This window comes from Acinetobacter sp. YH12045, assembly GCF_013419925.1.
Lineage (GTDB): Bacteria > Pseudomonadota > Gammaproteobacteria > Pseudomonadales > Moraxellaceae > Acinetobacter > Acinetobacter amyesii.
The window spans coordinates 266,482-290,477 of the sequence record NZ_VOZE01000004.1; the positions used below are offsets into that span (position 1 = coordinate 266,482).

Genomic DNA, 23,996 nt, shown 5'->3' on the forward strand with positions numbered 1-23,996 from the left:
CAGGATTATAGCGTCCCTCGCAAGAGATTACTGTAACGCTTAGAGTGCTTGCATGACTGCTGGGAAATGTTGCTTTTCAACCAACTCCAAAAACTCATCGCCCATACGCTGACTTTCAGCCACACATTGATTCCACATTTTAATGCGTTGTTGGTTGTCTAAGCCTTTGAGGGTAAAGTCTTTACGATCAGGCAGTCGGCCAAGCGGCAAGCTTGCAAGGTATTCTTGTGAAGGTGACAGCAACAGGGTACGCGCCTGATTTTCAGGATTGGCTTGGCGTTTAAATAATTTATCAAACCAACCTGGGGTGATGCTATCCGTGAAATGCGGATACAGCACGATGCCCTGACTTTGGAAGGGTAGGTCAATATGATAGTCAATCAGGCCGCCATCGCGGTAACTGCCTTGTGGCGCATCAGGGATATCACGTATCGCGGCCATGACACCGGGGATAGATGCAGAAGCCATAAGCCACGGCATGACACTGTCTTGAGTCAATGCATGGTAATGCGTGGTAAAGCCATCATCCGCCACAGTAAATTGATGACCTGACACAGGCTGACTAATCACACGCTGCATGAAATAACGACTGTGTTTACGTGCAAGCGCTGTCGTGCCCACGATCCCTGCGACAGAGGCTAACAGCGGCAGGGCTTTATCACTTTGGAAAATATGCTGAGCTTTGACTGAAAGCACAGTGAGGTGATAATCAGGATGATTAACCAGTGCAGCTTCTTGACCTTGAATCAAATCGATCAGCATGCCACGACACACATCGCTGACTTCTTGACGACTCATCTTTTTATGAAAGCTCAGATTGGTATACAGCTCAGAGAGGCGTTTCGTGCCTTCGATAGCTCCCCAAGCAGCAATACTGGCAAAGCGCCAACTGCCAATCGATGAACCAATTAAAGTACGCTTTTGTTGCGCACGTGGCAAAAAGTCAGCAAAAATCGCCTGATCTAAACCTTGAATACCAATGCCTTTCGGGCCACCAGCAGCACCGGGCAGGATATCCACTTGAGCAGCGTTTAAACCTTCTTGTTCAATCAGTTGGCGTGCTAAATGGCCAGCACGGATATTGAGCGCAGGCGGTTTTTTTTGCAAAATTTGAGTCATGGCAGTCGCTTAAAATACAGTCGTAGAATTATTCTAGTGCGTTTTTGCACAGACCCAATGGCTGAAACTTACGACAAATGACTTCTCAGTCATATCAGGGTATCACTCAGGAATGCTGTAATAATTGTTCATTATGCCGATGCAATTGAAACAAACTGAGGCAGACGATTGCCCATGTCGCCATTGGAAAGACCGCCCAAGCAAATAGATTAATGATAAAAACCACGGCCCCAGCTAATAACCAATAATTTAACCCGGCCATGAGTTTTTGCTGTGGCAAACAAAGTAGGAATAAACAGGGAAGTGCATTAAAGAGAATGATCCACCAAAATGCAGCGCTATGTTGCATCCGATACAGGATGGTGTTGGCTGACGGTTGCCAGTTTAGAAAAGGCATGTGCATATTTAATTGAACCAACACATCAAGCAGGGTCGAAAAACTATATAGCAATGCAGTGGCGCACGCTCTGAGTGGATTTCGACCATACAGTACCCCTAAATAACTGTATGACATGGCGTTCAGCCTTATTTAAATTTTTTGTTCTTATGGCTTTAAGCCCTTTATTGTCAAAGGGCTTAAAGGAGCTATGGATACAACATATTGTTTAAATACAAAGATTATTTAAACACACGCCAAATGGCAAGTAAGCTTGAAAGTGCAATTAATACGATGGAAACGTACCATGGCGCAATTATCGCAATGGAGAGGAAGATGGCCATAACACTGCCAAAGACCCAACTACGCTTTTGCTGATGTTCCATTTGCAAGCGCATGCTTTGCAGTTCATTGAGTTGTTTAGCATGCCAAGCCGACTGATTTTTTAAACCATTCAGGCTGTCGATCATCAGCGTTGGTAAATCTTGCGCACCTAAAAGTAAGTCTGGAATTTTTTGTCCGAGTTCTTTTAAGTTTTTTTGCGGATTCATTTGCGCTTTAATCCAATCGGTGAGGATTGGTTTTGCTAAACTCCAAATATCCAATTCAGGATAGAGATCAGTTCCTAAGCCTTCGACATGGACCAAGGTTTTGAGCAGCAACATCAGTTGTGGCGGAATCTCTAAATGGAAACGACGCGCAATATCCATCACTTGAATCAGAATGCCGGCGAAGTCCAATTCATGCATTGGTTTAGAGACCATTGGGCCAACAGTGCGACGCATTTCACGTGCTAAGGCATCTTGATCTGTACCCGGTGGAATCCAACCCGCTTGATGCACGATTTGAATCAGCTGCATAAAGTCGCTGTTCATAACCGCAAGTAGCATGCGTGCTACGGTCATTTGGTCGTGCTTTGAAAGCTCACCCATAATCGCGCAGTCCAAGGCAATAAAGCGTGGATTGCTAGGATTGATGGTTTCGACAAATACATTACCCGGATGCATGTCTGCATGGAAGAAGTTGTCGCGGAACACTTGGGTAAAGAAAATGGTGAGCCCTTTTTCGGCTAAATCTTTACGATCCATGCCCAAACGATCAAAGGTCACAATATCTGAAATAGGCACACCGGTAATACGTTCTTCGACCATTACATCACGGCTGTCCATGTAGACTTCAGGCACGTACATCATGCTTGAACCGGTGAAGTAATGACGCATACGACGGGTGTTATCCGCTTCTAAAGTCAAATCCAATTCATTGAGAATAATTTGACGGTAGTCCTGAATAATTTCAGATAAATGCAGGGCACGAGCGGCTTCTAGACGTTTTTCAAGGAACTGACCAAGCCACTCTAATATTTCAAAATCTTCCAGAATTTGATTGCGAATATTTGGGCGAGTCACTTTTACCACGACTTCACGGCCATCATACAGGGCAGCAGTATGCACTTGTGCAATAGATGCTGCGGCTAATGGTTGCTCGTCAAAGCGTGCAAATAAGGTATTCACATCCGCTTTGAGTGATTCCTGAATGCGCATTTTGGCAACGTCATTCGAAAAAGGTTTTACACGGTCTTGTAGTAGTACCAATTGCTGTAAAACTTCAGGTGGAATCAAGTCACGACGGGTAGACAGTAATTGCCCCATTTTAATGGCCAGCGGGCCCATCTCTTCCATGGCTTCTTTGAGCTTGAGCGGATTTTTACGCTCACGGCTTGACCATGCCGCAGGGTGCATGCGAATGAGAGAAAGAATATGACGGGCTTTTTCCGGTAATTCTTCCGCAGGAAACAACGTGTCGAGTCTATAGTGCGCAGCGATGCGCCAAAGGTCGAGTAAACGTGAAACGTGCGGAATCATATGTGCAATTACCTAGTCTTAAGTGTTGTCTTGTAATGAGTCAATTTGGCTGTGCAGCTGCTGAATTTTTGCTTCTGCACGGTCCAGATTTTGATTCAAAATTCGTGTGTCTTGATTCAGGTCATCCATCTGCCAACGTGGGGCAAACAAGCCGGAATCTTCTTTTAACGCGTCTTCAGCAAAGAACAAATGGCTTTGTAAAGTACGTTTGAGATATTTGGGGGCAAGTTGCAACTTACCAATTTCATGTGCAAGGCTTGGACCTATCCAAGGGCTTAAATGCGAAGCTAAATCGGGCTCAGCTTGCTGCATAATGCGTTGGATATCCTGCAATAAATGATAATCACCTTGCAATGGGATATTGCCGATATCTTCAGCCAACAGCAGTTTAAGGAGCTCGACGACCGTTTTGACATGCAAGGTCGCCGTTGCTTCGGTCGTACTTGACTGCTGCTCGTAAGGGCGTTGCTCAAAGATAGATGCGGTTTCAGAGTGTCCTGTTGGCGTCGGTTCTAAGCGAACTTTCTGATTGTCAAAAAACACATCCACCGACAACTGTGGTGAGTCGATCACCACACGAAGCATTTTGCCTTGCAATTCATTCAGTTGGATGCGAGTAATAGCATCCAGATCAATGAAATGATGAATTAAGCGTTCAACTGCACCAAGTGCGAGAATCGACCACATAGTTCAGCCTGCAGTATTAAAGTTTGAAACCACGATGTACGGCTACGATACCACCCGTTAAGTTGTGATAATCACAGTTTTGGAAGCCTGCATTTTCCATCATACCTTTAAGAGTACGTTGGTCTGGGTGCATACGAATTGATTCTGCAAGGTATTTATAACTTTCAGAGTCATTTGCTACGATTTTTCCCATAATTGGTAATGCAGTGAATGAGTATAAGTCATACAGTTTTGAGAATGGTTCAAATACCGGTTTAGAGAATTCTAAAATCAGTAAACGACCACCTGGCTTAAGAACGCGGTACATTGCAGCAAGAGCAGCATCTTTGTCAGTCACGTTACGTAGACCAAATGAAATGGTTAATAGGTCAAAACTGTTGTCTGCAAAAGGTTCTAAAGTTTCAGCATTGGCCAAAACGAAATCGACATTGGTACAACCAGCATCAATGAGGCGGTCACGACCGACATTGAGCATCGATTCGTTAATGTCTGAAAGCACCACATGACCTGTCGGACCAACTTCACGACTGAACACTTTAGCAAGGTCACCTGTACCGCCTGCAATATCCAGTACGTGCTGACCGCGACGAACACCTGACATGTTAATGGCAAAACGTTTCCATAGACGGTGAATACCAAATGACATTAAATCATTCATGATGTCGTATTTCGCAGCCACTGAGTGGAAAACTTCCGCGACTTTTTGCGCTTTGTCTTCGCTGCTCACGGTCTGATAACCAAAGTGTGTAGTTGGCCCAACATTACCTGTGTTCGCGCCACGTGGCAGATTATATTTGGGTACTGAACCTGTCACAGGTGTGTCGGTCAGACGTTGTTCTAAAGATTGTTGCTGACCTTGCGCTGTCCCTTGTGGTAAAGGTTCAGTTAAGAATGGACTCGCTTTGTCTGTATTTTGTGCCGACTCAGGTGTAGGGACAGGCGTTTGATTCTCGTTAGACATTAGAGTCACTCCTAACTTATAAATAGGGTTAATGTTACTTTGTAAGCATGATGACAGATTCTCTGTTGTTATACAGCAGTCATTTGCATTTGTTGTGAATAATATACAGAAAAAATAAGGGGCTGCTGTAATTGCTTTGCAAAACCCCTATAAAAAATCTGAATTCAGCCTTGAACGCCCTGTTTGTTTTATATCAAATGTGGGCTGAATGGGGATGATAATTTTGTTAGGCCGCAGGCTGAAACGGGTTCGGGTCTCCAGCATGTACACGGTCAATGATTTGACGTTCTACAGTGGTAAATTCACGCACAAATTTTTCTGCTGACTTAAGTGGTTTCATTGCGAGAAAGCCATCTTGCATAAAGTCATACATCACTTCGAAGTTATATTTTATTGCTGCACCTTTGCACATCTTAAAGGCGGTATAGACCATAAATGAGCGCATATATTTATCTAAATTACGACCTAAATCGTCCAATAGTTGCAGCTGTAACATACGGTCCTTGCCCTGATCGAGCTTAAGATAAGTCTGGCGCATCATTTCATCGGTTAGGGGCAGATTGGATGGATAATCTTCTAATAATTGCATGGCCACTTGTTCATCAAGCTGTACGGCTAAAATGGCAAGTTGTACACCCGAAGTACCAGTCTTTATAGCATTGTCTGGAATCAATTTTTCAGCTTTGTGTGCATAGCGCGTGAGACGAGCAATTTGTGCTGCTAATGCATCAAAATCAGGACCGCCATATAAACGATTAATAAAATATTCAGACATCAGCACATTGTGTTTTTCAGCAAATTGTATGGCATGTGTGCGTTGCATACGCTGTTTTTGCCACTGCTGGACATCTTGTAAACGCTGTAAAATTTCTGGCTTTTTGTGGTAGTTCAACTGGTAATACAGTTCAAGTAAATCATCTAATACTGCAAGTTTGGACATTGAGTGTCTCAATTATTTTTTAGATCTTTGAATCTTAGTTGGTGTTGGAGCTTAGGGCTATGACAAAGTGACGAAATTACAGGTCAATCTGAGTCAGTTTGTTGCAGAAACGGTCATATTTTCCATTTCAGCATATACATGAAAGCATTGTTGTGTGATGAACGGCATGGTTATACTCAAAACAGAATAAAACCAAGGGTCCGCCATGAGCTTAAAAGAAACAGAATTTCAATTGATGGATGAAGAACAACTCTCGGTTGAGCTAATTGAAGCGCAATATCAACTGAAAAATACCAGCCGTCAGCCTAATGCCAAAAGTGTGTTGATTTTAGTCAGCGGAATAGAGCTTGCGGGTAAGGGGGAGGCCGTCAAACAGCTCCGTGAATGGGTCGATCCACGTTACTTAAGGGTGAAAGCGGATGCCCCGATCATATTTAATCCAAAACAAACCTTTTGGCAGTCTTATGCACGGTTTATTCCTGCCGAAGGGCAAATCATGGTGATGTTTGGAAACTGGTATAGTGATTTGCTCAGTACCGCCATGCATGTGTCAAAACCTTTGGATGAAACCTTATTTGATGAATATGTCGAGAACATGCGGGCTTATGAACGAGACCTAAAAAATAATCATGTCGATGTGATTAAGGTCTGGTTCGATTTATCTTGGAAATCTTTACAAAAACGTTTGGATGAAATGGACCCGAGTGAAGCGCGTTGGCATAAATTGCATGGTTTAGATTGGCGCAATAAAAAACAATATGACAACTTGCAACGTTTACGTCAGCGTTTTAGTCATGACTGGATCATTATCGACTGTGAAGATGAGCAAGTCCGTGATCAGCAATTTGCACAGTATATTTTACGCACTTTAAAACATTGTCCAACACATGAAACTAAAGCGGTAGGGCGTTGGAAACAAGCCAAAACACCACAGGCTTTATTGGAGCCAAGTACAGCCGTCGCTGATGAAGCCGATTATAAAAAAGAATTAAAAAAATTAAGCCGTAAGGTGGCTGAAGCTTTACGTTTTGATTCACGCAACGTGGTGATCGTGTTTGAAGGGATGGATGCCGCAGGGAAAGGCGGAGCAATTAAACGTATTGTTAAAAAGTTAGACCCACGCGAATATGAAATTCATACCATAGCAGCACCTGAAAAATATGAACTACGCCGTCCTTACTTATGGCGCTTTTGGAATAAAATTGTCCCTGAAGAGAAAATCACGATTTTTGATCGCAGTTGGTATGGTCGTGTTTTGGTTGAGCGGATTGAAGGATTTGCTAATACCGTTGAATGGCAGAGGGCATATGATGAAATTAATCGCTTTGAAAAGGACCTATATAACACTCAAACGGTTGTCATCAAGTTCTGGTTAGCCATAGATAAGGATGAGCAAGCTGCGCGGTTTAAAGCCCGCGAAGAAACCGCGCATAAACGTTTTAAAATTACTCCAGATGACTGGCGGAATCGTGACCGTTGGGATGACTATCTCAAAGCTGCTGCAGATATGTTGCAACGCACGAATACAGAATATGCGCCGTGGCATGTGATTGCGACCAATGATAAGCATAGTGCTCGTTTACAAGTGCTAAAAACGATTTTAGCGCAGTTGAAAGCAGATTGATTTTATGAAAAAAGCCACGCAATTCGTGGCTTTTTTCTTCATTTTCAAAACTCGCTTATTTTCAGATTTACTTCATCTTTAGATCTATGGTTTAAATCACTTTGATTCTTAAATCTTGTTGATGCGCTATACATCGTTTCGTTAACCATTGTTAGGCGTTGGGACAGGTTGGTTCGGAAATTTCTGTTGAATACGCTTCGCCAATTGGTAGCTTTCTTCTACATGGGTTTCAGCGACTTTTTTCATCACAATATAACCCAAACTGGCTGCCACCAATTGTCCACCTAATGGAATAAATTTAGTGACTTGTTTGGTAATATATTTTGCTGCAATGTTATTTAGCGATTTTTTCATCGCGGTTCGTGCAACCACTAAACCAGAAAATTCGACACCACGTTTACGCAGTTCTGTCCAATGAATTTGTTTGGTTTTTGGATCATACACACTAATTTGATCTGGCGCTAAACCAAAACGCGCATTAATTTCTGGAATGAGCTGTGACAAAATTCCGACGTCAATCACCACATCCAAAAATGGCACAGGAATAATGGCTGCACCTGCTGAAAAATAAGCACGTTTTTTGACGAGCTCTAAGCATTCAGCGCGAATAATGTCCAGATTTAAGTTAGGGTCGATGGAATCAGGAATGTTATCAATTTTCATAAGCAGATACCCTTGATACTGGATTGGTTTTTTTCTCATAAAGTATCATTAAGATACTTGTTTAAAAGCATTTTTTGCAATCTATTCTCTTGTCAAAGTCGCATAGACAGCCCAAGATGTATAGTAAATAATCATTGTTGTTTTGTAGTAGTTGGTCACTCAGGCTGTAAAGGTAATCCATGGCAATACATGTAATTCAGAGTCAAAGAATCGAAGTTTTGGTGGATTGTCTAATCAAAAAATTGAAATCAAATCAGTCGACTAATGCATTATCTGTCTTGCAAGAACGGCATATCGTGGTACCGGATCAAGCCATTGCAGCATGGTTAGAAAAACAAGTTGCTGAAAAAATCAGTATTAGTGCCAATATTAAGCATCATCGTAAAATTTTAGGGTTGCAGTGGAAAGCCTACGATTGGGCCTTGCCGAACAAACAAGACCGTGAGCGAATTAAAGGTATCAACATGCCGCCATTGATTATGCAGTGGCGTATTTATAATGCTCTAGCTGGGTTTATTGCGGCTGATAAGTTTGATGCTGCTCAGATTCCGACAGACGTGCAGCCCTTAGTTCAGCGTATTTTTGACAGCACAGCACAACTCTCAGATCGAAAAAAACGTGAGCAAAAGCGCCAAGAAATGTTGTACTGGATCGCTGCTCAAGTCACCCGGCTTTTTACTAACTACATGGCCTTTCGTGGCAGTTGTATTCATACCCCTGATGAAGGTGTTGAGCAATGGATTTGTCCACATTGCGATACCGACTGGCTAAAAGCGTGGAGTCATAATCAGCCATTAAATATTATGCAACTCACAGGTCTGAAACCTGAACAAGCTGATGAATATTTACCGACGCAGGCTCGACAACTAGAGCAGTGGCAGCGTTGGCTGTGGCATCAAGTATTCAAAAAAGATTTTAATGACCGTCAGGAAATAGACAATAAATTTTGGTTTGCTTTGGCGCATGCTGAGCAAAATCGGCAGCAGCAGTTTGATTTGGATGCTGAGGATGATGAACGCGATGATGATGAGCGTCATCAAACCTATAACGGTTTACCTGAACAGATTTTCGTCTTTACTACCTTAGAACTACCACCTGCACAACTCAAATTTTTATATCGTTTGGCGGCGTATACCGAAGTACATTTGTTGTATTTCAACCCATCGCGTGAGTATTGGGTAGACATGGTCGATCCAGTTTGGAAAGATCGTTATAACCTAAAATTACAACAGCGTTATATTGAGCGAAATCCCAATGTCAGCACGGCACAAATTCAGGCCTATCTGAGTACAACCAATGCGGAATTTCGTGAATCACAGCATTCATTATTGACTCGTTTAGGCAAACGTGCGCGGGATAACTTTGCATTATTGGTGAATATGTCTGGTGGCGAAGGCTGGGAAGATATTTTTTCAGATACTGAGCCGACAACGCTGCTCGCTCAAATTCAATATGACATCATGACTTTAGAAGAGCCCGAACAGCATCAATATGCACTCGCGGGTTCAGATGAATCGATTCAATTTCATGTCTGTCATTCTAGCCTGCGTCAGTTAGAAGTTTTACGTGAGCAGTTGGTACATTGGTTGGCCGAAGGCTCGGAACAAGAGCCACGCTATCCGAGTGATATCTTGGTATTGGTGCCAAATTTAAAAGAACTGGAACCGCATATTCGGACGGTCTTTTCGACGACTCGAGGCATGGGTCGCAGTGCTGTGGATTTACCTTATATCCCAGTAAAAATTGCAGGAGTGGTTAGTCAAGATATTCAAAATGCATGGAAAGCCTTTGTTGGACGCATTGAAATTAGCCAAGGTCGTTTTACCGCAGAAGATTTTCACGATTGGTTGAATTTGAATGCGGTGCAAGAACTGTATCAGCTCGACCATGTACAAATGGAACGTATGATGGAACTGCTAATTCAAGCCGGTTTCCGTCGTGGTTTAGATGAACAGCACATGTTGGCTTATTTGTCTGAGCAAGACCGAGATTATCGTTATACCTTTAAATTTGCTTTAGACCGTTTGGCGTTAGGGATTGCGATTCCACAGCATGCCGTATTTGAGAATACTTTAAGTTTCGCAGGGGTGCAGAGTAGTGATTTTGAGTTGGTGCAAACCTTAATTCAGATCTATCAAGATATCAGTGCGCGTCGAGATTGGCTTAATCCTAACCTCAGTGCACAGACGGTCAAAGCGTGGTTGCAACAGCTAGATGCAGATTTAAAACCTTTTGTTGAAGCCAGTGGTCGAGCATTTGAAACCATACGCGGTGTGATGCGTGCAATGACACAACGACTGAAAAATGCCCAAAGTGAAAAAGTTGAGTCGCTACCAAATAGCTTTAATTTACCGCTATCTTTATTGCTCAAGGAGATACAACAAGGCATCGATGGTTCTGTCGATCAGATCGAACCAACTGGTTCAGTGACCTTTGCAGACATGGGTAAAATCCGTCAAGTCCCATTTTCACTGGTGGTGTTGTTGAACATGGATAGTGGAAAATTCCCACGTCGTGATCAGAAAGTACCTTTTGATTTAATGGATGTGTTTAAGCCAGTATTGGGTGATCGCTCACGTTTGGAAGATGATAAAGGTGCATTTTTAGATGCCTTGTTATTTGCCCGAAAGTCCTTATGGATTTTCTATAATGGCTTTGATGTCAATGGAGGTGAAAGTCGTGAACCATCATCTGTCATTTATGAGTTTAGCCAATTCCTCGCTCGAATGATTCAACCCCAGCAGTTAGATCAGCCACATGATGCCATGTTGGATTTGGATGGCTTACGAATTCCAGAGCAACTCGAACCGCTCTATCATATCTATCCGTTGCAGCCATTTGACCCGACAGGATTTCAGCAGTCGAAAAACGTACGATATAAAGATCAATGGTTTGCTGTGGCGGAACATATTTTAAATCAGTCTGGACAACGCCAACCCTGGATTAACCTTGATTATCCAGTGCATGATACACAAGAAGTAAGGGTGTTAGATGGTCAGGAATGGATTAAAGATGTGGTATTCCCAGCTCGGGCATATTTGAAAACGCTTGGTGTGGCCAGTGTGTATACCGGTGATCAGTTACCACAGAAAGAGCCTTTATTACTTGACCGTTTACAGCAATACCATGTCCGTAACTTGTTGCAAAAGCATTATGTGCAGCCTGCATCTCGTGTCAATCAAGCTGAGGATCAGAACTCTACGACTCCAACTGAACCAGATATAGCATTATTCCAAGATGTACTGCCTGTAGGACATAGCCAAATAGCAACGTGGAAGCTCAGTTTGCAAGAGCAGACACAATTGTTAGCACGTTTAGATGGACGTTGTGTAACTGCGACCACTTTACAAAACTTACAGCTTGAACCGCATTTGATACTGAGCATCACCGTGCCTGAAGACCGTCAGAGTATGCATTGGTTAAGCTGTATGGCATCTGGGGCAAAGCCTAAACGTCAGACACAAACTTGGCTCGAATATCTTCTGTGGTTGAGCTATTTAGACTTAGGTGATGAGGGGGCTGCATATCGTCGTGAAGTGATTTGTAATGATAAAAGTATAGTTTGTTGTGGTTTAAGCTCCGCACAAGCCAAGCTACAGCTCAGTGAATGGCTGGCGATGTGGAAACATGCACAAAAACGTCCTGTGGTGCTGCCTGCTGCCTTAATTCGCCAAGAAAAATGCACTTGGGTAGAAAATGAAACAGGCCAACTCATGCCAGATAATTTTGCAAAGCTTCAAGAGGAATGGCTGAAAAATCATAGTTTTGGTGGTGTGGAGTTGGAGTCGAATGAAGCCAATAGCCACCATCGTGATTGGAGCTTTATTTTACAGCAACAAGCGGCAGATGAACTTCTGGCATTGTCCTGTCGTTATTATGCAGAACGTTTATATCATGTGATGGATACCGAGGCAGATGACGGCCTAAAAAAACTTAATGTCATCAAGCCTGAGGTCAAAAAATGAATATGCCACAGCAAACGATGAATATGTCCACCAACCCGATTGCAGACATGAGCTTTACAGGACTCCATTGGATAGAGGCTTCTGCGGGTACAGGGAAAACCTATACGCTATCCAGTCTGATGGTGCGGATTTTTCTCGATCGTTATATGCCGAATCAGGTCATTGCCACTACCTTTACACGTAAGGCTACAGCGGAACTCAAAGCGCGGGTACGACTGCGGATTGAAGAAACCCGTGACTTTATTTATAGCCTGTTGGCGACACCTCAAGATGAGTTGGCCGAACTTCAGCAGAGTTTGAATGACCCTTTGTATCAGCAGGTGTTGAAAGATCATGGGCATCATTTAGATTATGCCTACAATCGGCTGAACGTGGTCTTACAACAATATGAAGAACTCTTTGTCGGAACTTTAGACAGCTTTAGTCAAAAGTTATTACGTGAATTTGCCTTTGAAAGTGGTCGTATCGAACAGGTGCAAATCAGTGAAGATGAAGATCTACATATTGAACGTATTATTCATGATTTATTAAGAGATTGGATTCAGCAGCAGCCTGCGCATTTGATTGAATATTTGCTGTTGAATCATCAGTTGAAAGGCCCTGAATATTATCTGGGCGTGGTAAAGGAAAGTCTAAACTTCCCATCGGTGGATTTACGTGTCCCTGAATTACCCGAAAATGCTTTGGCACATTTTGAGGCGATGTGTCATCAGCTTGCGCAAATGCTGCCTGCTGCTCGTGTAGAACTTGCAGCGTGTTTTGATGCCGCAAGTCATTATAAGAACCTTGTCGACGCTCGACGTTTTAATAAAGGGGCATTCTTTGTCACCTTTAACACACGCATTCCCGAGTTTTTACAGCACTTTGAAGCTGCGGGTAGCCAAGGGGTATTGACTCAGTCTGACGTGTTACAACCGACAATGAAAGCCATTCGTTCATTGTTTTATGATCCGAATAAAACTGAATTCAAGCCACGTGTATTTAAAGACAAAGTCGTTGAAGAGCAGCCAGATGTCTCAAAAGAATTTTATCAACATGCTTTTGTGCAACAACTCCGAGCGGTGCTCAATGCTTATGAACATATCAATCAAGCAGAACAATTTCTAAACTTTTATTTGGCACAGGAAGTCAAAAAGCGTTTACCTCAAGTGTTGTCCCACGCTGGCGAAACCACCTTTTCACAACAAATTAGGACCTTATCGGAAGCCTTACAGCAAAGCTCAGCAGCAGGGAAAGACAGTTTTGCCGCTCATGTTTTGGCACGATATCCGCTGATTTTAGTCGATGAATTTCAAGACACCAACCAAGATCAAGATGACATGCTGTCTAGCATTTGGCGGGTCAAGGAGCGCTTACATCAGGGTTGTATGATTATGGTCGGCGACCCCAAACAGGCGATTTATGGGTTCCGTGGCGGTGACATGCTGACCTATCGTAAAGCGCGTCATGATATTCAAACTAAGGGTGGACGTTGTTATACCTTGAACAAAAACCATCGTTCAGTCAAAAATTTGGTTGAAGTGGTGGATGCCTTGTTTCATCGGCAAATGGATTTTGGTGAGCAAGTTGAATACACCCCAATTCAAGCAGGGGAGCGCGAGCATCCTCCGTTGATTGATCATGATCAAGTCAATCCACAACCGCTGCGTTGGTTGGCTTTGGATGAAACGCTAAATGAAGCTGAACAAGTAGCTTGGCAGATTCAGTCATTACTCAACCAAGCTCAGCAAGGACATTTATATTTTCAAGAAAACAATATCCAGCGAGCACTGACAGCAAACGATATTGCGGTCTTAGGGCAAAACCATTTCGACTTAGAGCAAGTGCAACAATGTTTATTGCAGCTGGGCGTTCCTTGTTATAAAGCCTCTCGGGACAGTGTCTATAAAAGTTCCGTCGCACAAGACGTAGCCGCTTTGCTGACCGCGATTTTGAATCCTTATCAAGAAGCCAAGGTGAAACGTGCGCTGCTGAGCCGTTTATTGGGTTTTGATCTGAAACAACTGGTCGCACTCGAACAGCAAGCAGATGGACTGAGCGAAATTGTCGAAAAACTTGAACAGATCCGACAAATTTGGAATGAGCAAGGATTCCGCAGCGCGTGGAATAGCTGCATGACGGTTTTTCAGGTGTGGACGCGTTTGGTGGCTGGGCAAAGTCGAGATAATGAACGCACAGTGGTGAATTTACGCCATATCGCAGAATTATTAAGTCAGCAAAGCGAACACTACACCGGTGCGCATAAGCTCTATCAATGGTTTATTCGCCAAATCAATTTAGGCATCAATAATGAAAGTACCCAAGAGCGAAAATTGACTGGGCAATTGGGGGTGCAATTGATGACGATCCATGCATCCAAAGGCTTAGAGTTTGGTTGTGTATTTTTATTGGGAGCAAATGCAGGCTTAAGTGAAAAAGGCAATTTGAATTTTTCCCTTAAAGACAATCAGCAAAAAAGCCTTGGGTTAGAACGTGTGATTGCTGTGAAGTCTTCGGACTTACCCGAAGATGATATTCAACAAAATGAAGCACGCAATGAAGCAGAGCACCATCGTTTGTGGTACGTGGCGTTGACCCGTGCCAGTTATCGTGTCTATGCCGTGCTGCGTCATCATGAGGTAGAAAAGAAACAAGTGGCAGAAGCGCGTTCAGGACTGACTTTTTGGCGTGGAAGCGCACCAGATCTGTTCCAACACGCAGATAGTGTGGATGCCGATGTCCTGCGTGCAGCACCACCGATTTTGACCCAGACTCAGGTTGAAACTGTTGTATTAGACGCGGAAGAAATTCCCAACAGCCATTTTTATCCACGGGAAACCACCAGCTTTACCGCGCTCACGCGCACGACGCATAAGGCACATATACAACGTGACCAACTGGCAGCGGTCATGACCGAGCCAGAAGACAGGGCTGCCGATGAAGTTGAACAAATTGAAATCATTGAAGCAGAAACTGCAGAGAAAATTAGTTGGATTAAACGGCACTTTCCAAAGGGAACCAAGCCCGGAAGTTTCTTGCACAAGTTGATGGAAAAAGTTCGATTTAGCACCCCAGAAGAGAAGTTGGCCAAAGCCATCGCAACGCGTTTTCATAGTGATGTTGAGTTTGATTCGCCGCAAATATTGCAAAATTTGATTAAACAGTTTGGGCAAACGGCGAACCCTGAACAAGACGAAGCTGAACTGATTGAAGAAATGCAGGAATGGTACAGTCAAATCATTCATACACCGTTGCATGATGGTTTTAGCCTGCATCAGTTAAACGATGGTGAATATCGTTCAGAAATGGACTTTCATTTAAGTATGGCAGATCGTGCATTGGCAATACGTAAAATACGCATGCTATTTGAAAGCCTAAATGAGCCAGATTTACGGATACAAGATTTGAATGATGTGTTTACAGCACGCTATCTGACGGGGTCGATTGACTTGGTATATTATGATGGTCAGCGTTATCACATTGCCGATTATAAAAGTAATTTCTTAGGCGATCAGACCGCACATTATAATCATGCCTATATTCGAGAAAGTATGAGTCATTCTAGTTACTGGTTGCAGGCGGCTTTATATTTGGTGGCCCTACATCGTTATTTGAAAGCCGTGATGAAAGACTATGACATGAAGCAGCATTTGGGTGGGGCGAGTTATTTGTATCTTCGCGGTATGGATGGACAGTCCGATCGTGGGGTATATCACTGGAAGCCGGCGGATACATTCATTCAAAACCTCGATGCAATATTGAGCGAAAAGGTTGTGGCTAAAACGTGAATAAGCACGAAAAAGATAAAAATATTCACGCTGAAACAATAGGTTGCATTGTGGATAAGTTTGAGGATAACTGTGTGGAAAATGATCAAAAAGCCTTGTCAGCACAGCCTTTGTACGCGGGACAAGAAAATACTGCAGAAACGCAGCTTTTAGTTCCCCAAAATACCCAAGAAAAAGCTGATTTAGATGCGGTTTTGCCGGATTGGATTGACTATTTAATCCAACACTATTTACCCAATCAGGCCAGTCATCCTGCTGCAAATCAGTTAATTCAACAATTGATGCAAGCCGTGGAAAAAGGCGATAGTTGTATTTTGGCCGAAGATGCAGAGATTCAATGTTTGGCTCAGATGGTTCAGCATGAGCATGCTGAAAAAACACCTGTTGCGCCTTTTATTTTTGATTCACAGCGACTTTATCTTTATCGCTATTGGGCACTAGAAAATGCTTTAGCCAAGCAAGTTGCACGTTTAAAACAGCAAACAGAGCAAAATCTCAATCAAACGCAGATGCTGAATATTGAAAAGGATTTACTGACCGATCCACATCAGATTCAAGCACTGCACATGGTGTGTCAGCACAATTTTAATATCATTACCGGTGGGCCTGGGACAGGTAAAACCTATACCTTGGCACGGATTATTGCCGTGTTGAATGAGCAAAATCCAAATATAAGAATTGCCATGGCAGCACCGACAGGAAAAGCGGCGCAGCGCATGGAAGAAGCCTTACAAGCAGCGTTTAAAGATCCTGCATTGCAGCATTATTCGATTATTCACAAACATTTGAAACCCGTGACTTTGCATCGTCTATTGGGATTAGGGACGCGCGCTATCCCGCGGTTTAATGAACGTCAACGCTTACCCTATGACGTCATTGTGGTCGATGAAGCCTCTATGTTGGACTTAAGTTTGGCGCAGATGCTATTCGCGGCAATCCCTCAGAACAGTAAGCTGATTCTATTGGGGGATGCAGAACAGTTGGCTTCGGTCGATGTAGGTGCAGTTTTGGCTAATCTTCAGGATGTGGATGCCTTACAAGCCCACCGCACCCATTTACAGACCAGCCGTCGCTTTGTACAGGGTGCAGCCATTGGTGAGTTTGCCCGTTTTATTCAACAACAAGAACAACAGCAAACAACCACAGAAGTTCTGGCGAAATTCGAACATCAGGTGGTATCTGCATCCGAACTTCAGCCGATTCAACTGACACCGAATATGAGCGATGTGATTCAGTTGCAATATCTCCCCGAAGCCACGAACAGTGCGGCACATTGGGCAAAATATTATGATCAACTGATGTATGGTTTTCAGCCCTATGTGGCATGGTTAAAACAATGGCCAGAGCAATCCGCTGAATATGCAGATTGGTTAGCCCAATTGATTCGTTATTTTGATGATTATCGAATTCTATCGGCCATTCGACATGGAAAATTAGGCTTACATGAGCTCAATCAGCAGATTGAACTTCGGGTCTTAAATGCCTTGGGTGTGTTGAAACAAGGGGATTGGTATGTTGGTCGTCCAGTTATGATGACCTATAACGATTATCAACTTGGACTATCAAATGGTGATATTGGGATTTGCTTAAAACGACCGATGACGGAAAAGTCGCAGTTTGAGGTTTATTTTCCCAGTTTGGATAAATGGGTTGTGGCAACACGGTTACCTAAAAGTATAGAAACTGCCTACGCATTGACCATACATAAGTCTCAAGGTTCTGAATTTACCCATACGGCGGTAGTTTTGGAAAATCATGCAACCGAAATGATGAGTAAAGAGCTGATTTATACCGCTATCACACGTGCAAAAAAAGTGGTGAGTTTACTTGTTGCAAAAGATGCATTGGCAAAAGCGCTTATAAAAAGAACAGCACGAGTTAGTGGTTTGTTAGAAAAAATTAACAATCACCTATCTTTGTAAAGCCTGGCAAAAATGTACCGTATTTTGTAAGAAATAGCTTACATTGATTCAGGAGATTTGCGCATAGAGCTTCTTATAGCTTTTTGAGAAGATGACTTCACAGAAAAAGAACTCAACACGGATGGTTGAGTAAAATCGCAAAAGTATAAGAATAACGTCAAAAGACAGCGAACTTACAGTGAAGTAAGGAAATAGGAAACTTACAGCCGCTAAGCCTTGTAGTTTTGGGAGAGACTACAAGGCTTTTTTATGTATAGAAAATAAGAAATGCCTATATGCTGTAACAGAAAAGAAATAGAGCTTAACCGATGTACGAAAAAGCTTACATATAGATACGAAAAATACGACTTTTATCTAACAGCCGTTGTGGCAAAATCTACCACATAAGGAAGTGCAAGTTAAAACATGGAATGTTTAACATAAGGACGCGGAAAAGCGCCACATAAAACAATAAATAATAAAACAATAACTAAAAAAGAAGAAACTACAGCGCAAAAAAGCCCGAGCCCAGCTCGGGCTTTTTTTTAATCATTCCAGTTTGAGTTTTGTATTCTAAACATCGAGTGGCAAAATGTATCAAAAAATCAGTTTAAAATTCATTCAATAATATGGAATTCAATGTGTTGAAAATATGCAGTTTTGTGTCGTATAGAGTGTCGAAGCATATAAAAAATTTATAATGGAATCGAGAGGAAAAATAAGGCGTTATTGTCATTAACATAACCTGACGAAGTCGGCTATCTCTTTTTGCAATTAATACGATTTTCCCTTAATATAATGCACTTGCTGTAGTGATGCACGGCAGTCAGCTGATTTATCGGTTGATTCGTATCAAAAGTTAACTTTATAAGCATCTCGGAGAAATCGAATGGCTTTAACAAACGCAGATCGCGCAGAGATCATTGCAAAATTCGCTCGCGCTGAAAACGACACTGGTTCACCAGAAGTTCAAGTAGCTCTTTTAACTGCTCAAATCAATGATTTACAAGGTCACTTCAAAGAGCACAAACACGACCACCATAGCCGTCGCGGTCTTATTCGTATGGTTAACCAACGTCGTAAGCTTCTTGACTACCTTAAAGGTAAAGACGCTACTCGTTACAGCGCATTGATTGCTGCTTTAGGCTTACGTCGTTAATTCGATTTAAACTTTTATTTTCGGACTATTGCATGCTAAGTGCCGTATTACTGAAAACTAAAGTCTATCCAACCTTGGTTGGATAATGGGGAAGGGGCGATGATTCGCTCCTTCTTTGTGTCTTAAATTAGTATTTTAAATTAATGTTTTTAATCTCTAGTGAGGTCGGCTTCTAAGCTTTGTCATTTATGTTACAGCGTTTGGGGCGTTGAATGAATGCCAAACCTTAGGGGTCTCCACTAGAATAAAATCAGGAAAAAATAAAACATGTCGATGTTTAATATTATTCGTAAAGAATTCCAATATGGTCAGCATCAAGTTGTCCTAGAAACAGGTCGTATTGCGCGTCAAGCGAATACTGTGATCATCACTATGGGTGGTGTACAAGTTCTTGTTGCTGTTGTTGCTCAGCCAACAGCGAAAGCAGGTCAAGACTTCTTCCCATTGACTGTTAACTACCAAGAAAAACAATATGCTGCAGGTCGTATTCCGGGTGGTTATGGTAAACGTGAAGGCCGTGCGTCTGAAGCTGAAACGCTTATTTCACGCTTAATTGACCGTCCAATTCGTCCATTGTTCCCAGAAGGTTACTACAACGAAATCCAAGTGACTGCGACTGTTATTTCTTCTGATAAGACAATGGAAGCTGACATTGCTGCAATGTTAGGTACTTCAGCTGCTCTTGCAATTGCGGGTACACCTTTCCGTGGTCCAATCGGTGGTGCACGCGTTGGTTTAATCAACGGTGAATACATCCTAAACCCGAACCACGAACAGCTAAAAGAATCTGACCTTGACCTTGTGGTTGCAGGTACAGAATCTGCGGTATTGATGGTTGAATCAGAAGCGAAAGAACTTTCTGAAGACCAAATGCTTGGCGCTGTATTGTTCGGTCATGACGAAATGCAAATCGCGATCCAAGCGATTAAAGAATTTGCTGCAGCTGCTGGTGCAACAGAGTCTACTTGGACTGCACCTGCGAAAAACGAAGACCTTCGTGCAAAATTAAAAGAAGCGTTTGAAGCGAAAATCTCTGAAGCATACACAATCGCGGTTAAACACGATCGTTATGCAGCACTTGATGCGCTTCAAGCTGAAGCTGTTGCTCAATTCGTTCCAGAAGATGACGTTGACGGTATCGCTGACGACTTAGCTGAATTATTCGAAGACCTTAAATACCGTACAGTACGTGACAACATCTTGTCAGGTAAGCCACGTATTGATGGCCGTGATACGAAAACAGTTCGTGCGCTTGACGTACAAGTTGGTGTATTAGACCGTGCTCACGGTTCTGCATTATTTACACGTGGTGAAACTCAGGCGTTGGTAACAACAACTTTGGGTAATACACGTGATGCGTTAATGGTGGATACATTAGCAGGTACGAAAACTGACAACTTCATGTTGCACTACAACTTCCCTGCATACTCTGTAGGTGAAACTGGTCGTGAATCTGGTCCTAAACGTCGTGAAATCGGTCATGGTCGTCTAGCGCGTCGTGGTGTACAAGCTGTTCTTCCTGCAGCTGACCGCTTCCCGTACGTGATTCGTATCGTATCTGATATTACTGAATCAAACGGTTCATCTTCAATGGCGTCTGTATGTGGTGCTTCTTTATCACTTATGGATGCTGGTGTGCCAATTAAAGCGCCAGTTGCTGGTATTGCGATGGGTCTTGTGAAAGAAGGCGAACGTTTCGCAGTGCTTTCTGACATCTTGGGTGATGAAGACCACCTTGGTGATATGGACTTTAAAGTAGCCGGTTCTGCAAACGGTATTACTGCACTTCAAATGGATATCAAAATCGAAGGTATCACTGAAGAAATCATGGAAGTTGCATTAAACCAAGCGTATGCAGGTCGTATGCACATCTTAAATGCAATGAACCAAGTGATTTCACGTGCTCGTCCTGAAATTTCAATGCATGCACCTACATTCCAAGTGATCAACATCAACCCTGATAAGATCCGTGACGTGATTGGTAAAGGCGGTGCAACAATCCGTCAAATCACTGAAGAAACCAAAGCGGCAATTGATATCGAAGACAACGGTACAGTACGCGTATTTGGTGAAACTAAAGCTGCTGCTTCTGCTGCTGTTGCGAAAATCCAAGCGCTTACTGCTGAAATCGAACCAGGTACAATCTACACTGGTAAAGTAATCCGTATCGTTGAATTTGGTGCGTTTGTAAACATCCTTCCAGGTACTGATGGCTTACTTCACATCTCTCAAATTTCAAACGAACGCATTGCGAACGTTTCAGACGTATTGTCTGAAGGTCAAGAGATCAAAGTACAAGTTGCCGATGTCGACAACCGTGGTCGTATCAAATTAACTATGAAAGACATCGAACAAGCTTAATAGTTTGCTGATTCACAGAGTTTCGGCTCTGTGAATGGATTCACAAAAGCCTTGAGTGTAGTCAGAGTATGAACTTTGACTTGCTCAAGGCTTTTTTTATGGCATCATGCAAAAAGTAAACACAATAATAAATGAGATATGCAAACCTATTATTTTTTTCAGCATCCAACAGCCGCGCATATCTATGTGCAAGACCAAGTGCAATGTGAGCATCATCCTGAACTTGAACCTGAGTTTATTTGGATTGATTGTACCCGTGAAGATGTCGTCAACCGCCCAGAGCAGTGGCAGAGTGATATTTTTCAGGCATCAGATTTACGGGTCAATGAATACCATCTGCGGGATATTTTAAATTTAGAGCATCCGTGTGCCTTTGACACACTCGATGATTATGATTTATTAATTTTTAGAAAAATGGTCACACCCGATGACCAAATTGTTGCAGGTGCAGAAGCTCTTGAAAAGCATGAGCGGGTCTTTGGTTTGGCGACCACCCCGATCAGTTTTTTGATCACGCCCCAAGTGCTGATCACGGTGCGCGAAAAAGGCAACAAAGCCATTGAAAGTTATATCCAACGGATTGAAACTTTAATTTCTCGTCCGATTGATGAACAAAATAAACCACGAAAATTAGCCATTACACCCTTAGATTTGGCATTGCGCTTACTGAATAATATGGTAGATGGTTACTTGGATTTACGTGTTCCTTTGACCCGCCGTGTCGAGTTTTGGCAGCGAGAATTGCTGCAAGGGCATCGGCGTTTTACCAAGTGGCATCAGTTGTTGCAGGAAAATATGGCCTTTCAGCAAGTGGAAAATTTGTGTGAAGAGCAAATTGAAGCTTTGCAAGAACTGCGTGATGAAGTTGTGGATAATTACCCACATTTGAAAGGCAAAAAGCGCAGTGAAAAGCAGGATATCATGCTGGTTCGGGTAGATGATTTAACCAGCCATATCGAACGCATTCAAAAACATACCACACGATTACGCAGTGCTGTGCAGGCCGCGATTGATCTGCATTTTTCAGCTGTCGCCAACCAAACCAATGAAAATATGCGGATTCTGGCGATTATTACGGCGATTTTCGCACCATTAACTTTATTAACCGGTATATACGGTATGAACTTTGAGTTTATTCCTGGACTTAAGTCACCAACCGGTTTTTGGATCATGCTCGGCATCATGCTGATGACCACGATTTTACTACTGTATTATTTTTATCGACGGCATTTGGTCGGGCGCGGTGAAAAAAGTGTGATTGATATGTTGGCACAGCAGCACGGCGATCAACACATGAATCTGTTTTGGTTTATGGATTATGAACCAATCAAACAGACGGTGAAGGGCACAGTCAAAGGTACGGTTAAAACCATGAAAGAAATTGAGAAGCTGACGAAACTCAAATAATTCGTGTCAGCTTCTCTGATGGGTGGGTTTAGTTGCTAATCATTACGAATCCATGTGGTACTACGTCCGAGTGCAGACACGCCAATATAGCCGCGCATGGTTAAACGTTTGCTATTCGCACTCAGCTTGGCTTTGCATTTTAAGCATACTTCAACCAAGGGTTTGTACGGCAATCGGCATATTGCAGTGAGTGTTCCACTATACGTCCCGTCGGCATTTTTAACGACGGTGACATCGCCGCGTGAATATCCTGTTTGGTCATCAATTGTTTTCCAAACACTGGTCATATCATTGGCATGCAACAGAGCGCTGAAACTGAGTAATGCTCCAAATAGCACATGATGTATTTGCATGATGAATCCTTTGTCATGATTTTATTGTTTTTTAAAAATCTGCAGTACAACGCGATTTGACCGATCCTTATGGTCTTAGTAATTCAATTGCGTAGCCTCGTGGGTTGTACTGCGAACGACATGCATCATGAAAAATCCCCTATACATGAATCGATATCTCAAGAGATATCATCATTTTCGTTACTTTTCAGCAAGCGATAAATTTCATCTTTTAGCTTTAATTTCTTACGCTTAATGGTCTCAATATCCGTGTTATGATGATTGACAGGATTTAATTCCAATTGAATAATTTCACGATCTAACTCATCATGTTCTTCAAAGATCCGTGCAAAATATGGATTTTCATCACGTAACTGAGAGACCAAATCACGGTACTCAGGAAACATGTTTTTGACTTTTTTATTGCAATCTCGTGTTTTCATGGTTGTCGATCACTTCCTCTACAAGACAAACTCTACAAGAAAAGAAAAACGCCCTGCGAGGCAGAGCGTTCATGATACATTTAATGTGAATGAAACTGTTGGTGTTTCACTTGGCGACGTAGTTGTTGAACTTCGTCAATTAAATCAAGCATCATAGCGACCGCAGTAAAACTGGCATCGAAATCTCGTTGAAGCCGATACGCACGCCGTGCGCGAGATATATCATCTCCAAAAAATTGATGAATTCTGTCTTCTGAACGGCTAGGCAGAATATCGTATTCGAGTAGTTGAAGAACCCATTCTGGACTTTGCCCACAGGCAGAGGCAAAGTGTTGTAGATCAAAACTACTTTTTTCGTCTACGATTTCAGTCTGTTTACATCCGTCACAGACAATTTCACGATAATGAATTGTTGTCATGGTGCTCTCC

17 protein-coding genes are annotated in these 23,996 nt (G+C 42.7%); 7 read left to right on the top strand and 10 right to left on the bottom strand.

Annotated features, from left to right (window positions below):
- Nucleotides 1–39: 39 nt before the first annotated feature.
- From FTU02_RS07870 to FTU02_RS07895, 6 genes are all read right to left on the bottom strand, one after another.
- Entirely contained in the window at nt 40–1,119 is a 1,080-nt protein-coding gene (locus FTU02_RS07870) for a patatin-like phospholipase family protein (RefSeq protein ID WP_180156606.1), read from the bottom strand.
- A gap of 106 nt (nt 1,120–1,225) precedes the next feature.
- Nucleotides 1,226–1,633, bottom strand: a complete 408-nt coding sequence (locus FTU02_RS07875) for a hypothetical protein (RefSeq protein WP_180156608.1) — start codon at nt 1,631–1,633, stop codon at nt 1,226–1,228.
- A gap of 104 nt (nt 1,634–1,737) precedes the next feature.
- Nucleotides 1,738–3,357, bottom strand: coding sequence for an AarF/ABC1/UbiB kinase family protein (locus tag FTU02_RS07880; RefSeq protein ID WP_180156610.1), 1,620 nt, complete (start codon nt 3,355–3,357; stop codon nt 1,738–1,740).
- A gap of 18 nt (nt 3,358–3,375) precedes the next feature.
- Nucleotides 3,376–4,044 carry an SCP2 domain-containing protein gene (locus tag FTU02_RS07885; RefSeq protein WP_180156612.1) on the bottom strand — a complete coding sequence of 223 codons (669 nt, stop codon included), beginning with the start codon at nt 4,042–4,044 and terminating at the stop codon, nt 3,376–3,378.
- A 16-nt stretch (nt 4,045–4,060) separates the two neighbouring features.
- Complete coding sequence (gene ubiE, locus FTU02_RS07890) at nt 4,061–5,005, bottom strand: bifunctional demethylmenaquinone methyltransferase/2-methoxy-6-polyprenyl-1,4-benzoquinol methylase UbiE (RefSeq protein WP_078192823.1); 945 nt, start codon at nt 5,003–5,005, stop codon at nt 4,061–4,063.
- A gap of 226 nt (nt 5,006–5,231) precedes the next feature.
- On the bottom strand, nt 5,232–5,945 hold the full coding sequence (locus FTU02_RS07895; protein WP_180156614.1) for a hypothetical protein: 714 nt from the start codon (nt 5,943–5,945) through the stop codon (nt 5,232–5,234).
- A 205-nt stretch (nt 5,946–6,150) separates the two neighbouring features.
- Here FTU02_RS07895 and FTU02_RS07900 point away from each other — a divergent pair, with 205 nt between their 5' ends.
- Nucleotides 6,151–7,569 (top strand): phosphate--AMP phosphotransferase, encoded by a 1,419-nt coding sequence (locus FTU02_RS07900; protein WP_078192821.1) that lies wholly within the window; start codon nt 6,151–6,153, stop codon nt 7,567–7,569.
- Between the two features lie 141 nt (nt 7,570–7,710).
- Here the strand turns inward: FTU02_RS07900 and FTU02_RS07905 are convergent, their stop codons facing one another.
- Entirely contained in the window at nt 7,711–8,232 is a 522-nt protein-coding gene (locus FTU02_RS07905) for a hypothetical protein (RefSeq protein WP_180024754.1), read from the bottom strand.
- Nucleotides 8,233–8,411: 179 nt separating this feature from the next.
- Between FTU02_RS07905 and FTU02_RS07910 the strand changes: the two genes are divergently transcribed.
- The 6 genes from FTU02_RS07910 (at nt 8,412) to FTU02_RS07935 (ending at nt 22,792) form a co-directional block, all read left to right on the top strand.
- Nucleotides 8,412–12,197, top strand: coding sequence for an exodeoxyribonuclease V subunit gamma (locus FTU02_RS07910; RefSeq protein WP_180156616.1), 3,786 nt, complete (start codon nt 8,412–8,414; stop codon nt 12,195–12,197).
- Nucleotides 12,194–15,964, top strand: coding sequence for a UvrD-helicase domain-containing protein (locus FTU02_RS07915; RefSeq protein ID WP_257232768.1), 3,771 nt, complete (start codon nt 12,194–12,196; stop codon nt 15,962–15,964). The genes FTU02_RS07910 and FTU02_RS07915 overlap by 4 nt, the downstream gene beginning before the upstream one ends.
- Nucleotides 15,965–16,158: 194 nt before the next feature.
- Nucleotides 16,159–17,886: an exodeoxyribonuclease V subunit alpha gene (gene recD, locus FTU02_RS07920; protein ID WP_257232770.1), complete on the top strand. Its 1,728-nt coding sequence runs from the start codon at nt 16,159–16,161 to the stop codon at nt 17,884–17,886.
- A gap of 868 nt (nt 17,887–18,754) precedes the next feature.
- Nucleotides 18,755–19,024: a 30S ribosomal protein S15 gene (gene rpsO, locus FTU02_RS07925; RefSeq protein ID WP_067761248.1), complete on the top strand. Its 270-nt coding sequence runs from the start codon at nt 18,755–18,757 to the stop codon at nt 19,022–19,024.
- Between the two features lie 273 nt (nt 19,025–19,297).
- Nucleotides 19,298–21,385, top strand: coding sequence for a polyribonucleotide nucleotidyltransferase (gene pnp, locus FTU02_RS07930; RefSeq protein WP_180035036.1), 2,088 nt, complete (start codon nt 19,298–19,300; stop codon nt 21,383–21,385).
- A 138-nt stretch (nt 21,386–21,523) separates the two neighbouring features.
- Nucleotides 21,524–22,792 (top strand): magnesium transporter CorA family protein, encoded by a 1,269-nt coding sequence (locus FTU02_RS07935; RefSeq protein WP_180156618.1) that lies wholly within the window; start codon nt 21,524–21,526, stop codon nt 22,790–22,792.
- Between the two features lie 35 nt (nt 22,793–22,827).
- On the opposite strand, the gene FTU02_RS07940 is transcribed toward FTU02_RS07935, so the two are convergent.
- The 3 genes from FTU02_RS07940 to FTU02_RS07950 form a co-directional block, all read right to left on the bottom strand.
- The gene (locus tag FTU02_RS07940; protein ID WP_180156620.1) at nt 22,828–23,145 is read right to left on the bottom strand and encodes a DUF2147 domain-containing protein; all 318 of its coding nucleotides are present in this window, start codon (nt 23,143–23,145) and stop codon (nt 22,828–22,830) included.
- Between the two features lie 158 nt (nt 23,146–23,303).
- Nucleotides 23,304–23,567 carry a YdcH family protein gene (locus FTU02_RS07945; RefSeq protein ID WP_078192816.1) on the bottom strand — a complete coding sequence of 88 codons (264 nt, stop codon included), beginning with the start codon at nt 23,565–23,567 and terminating at the stop codon, nt 23,304–23,306.
- A gap of 80 nt (nt 23,568–23,647) precedes the next feature.
- A complete protein-coding gene (locus FTU02_RS07950) occupies nt 23,648–23,986 on the bottom strand; it encodes a chaperone modulator CbpM (RefSeq protein WP_111885626.1) in 339 nt (112 codons plus the stop codon).
- Nucleotides 23,987–23,996: the final 10 nt, after the last annotated feature.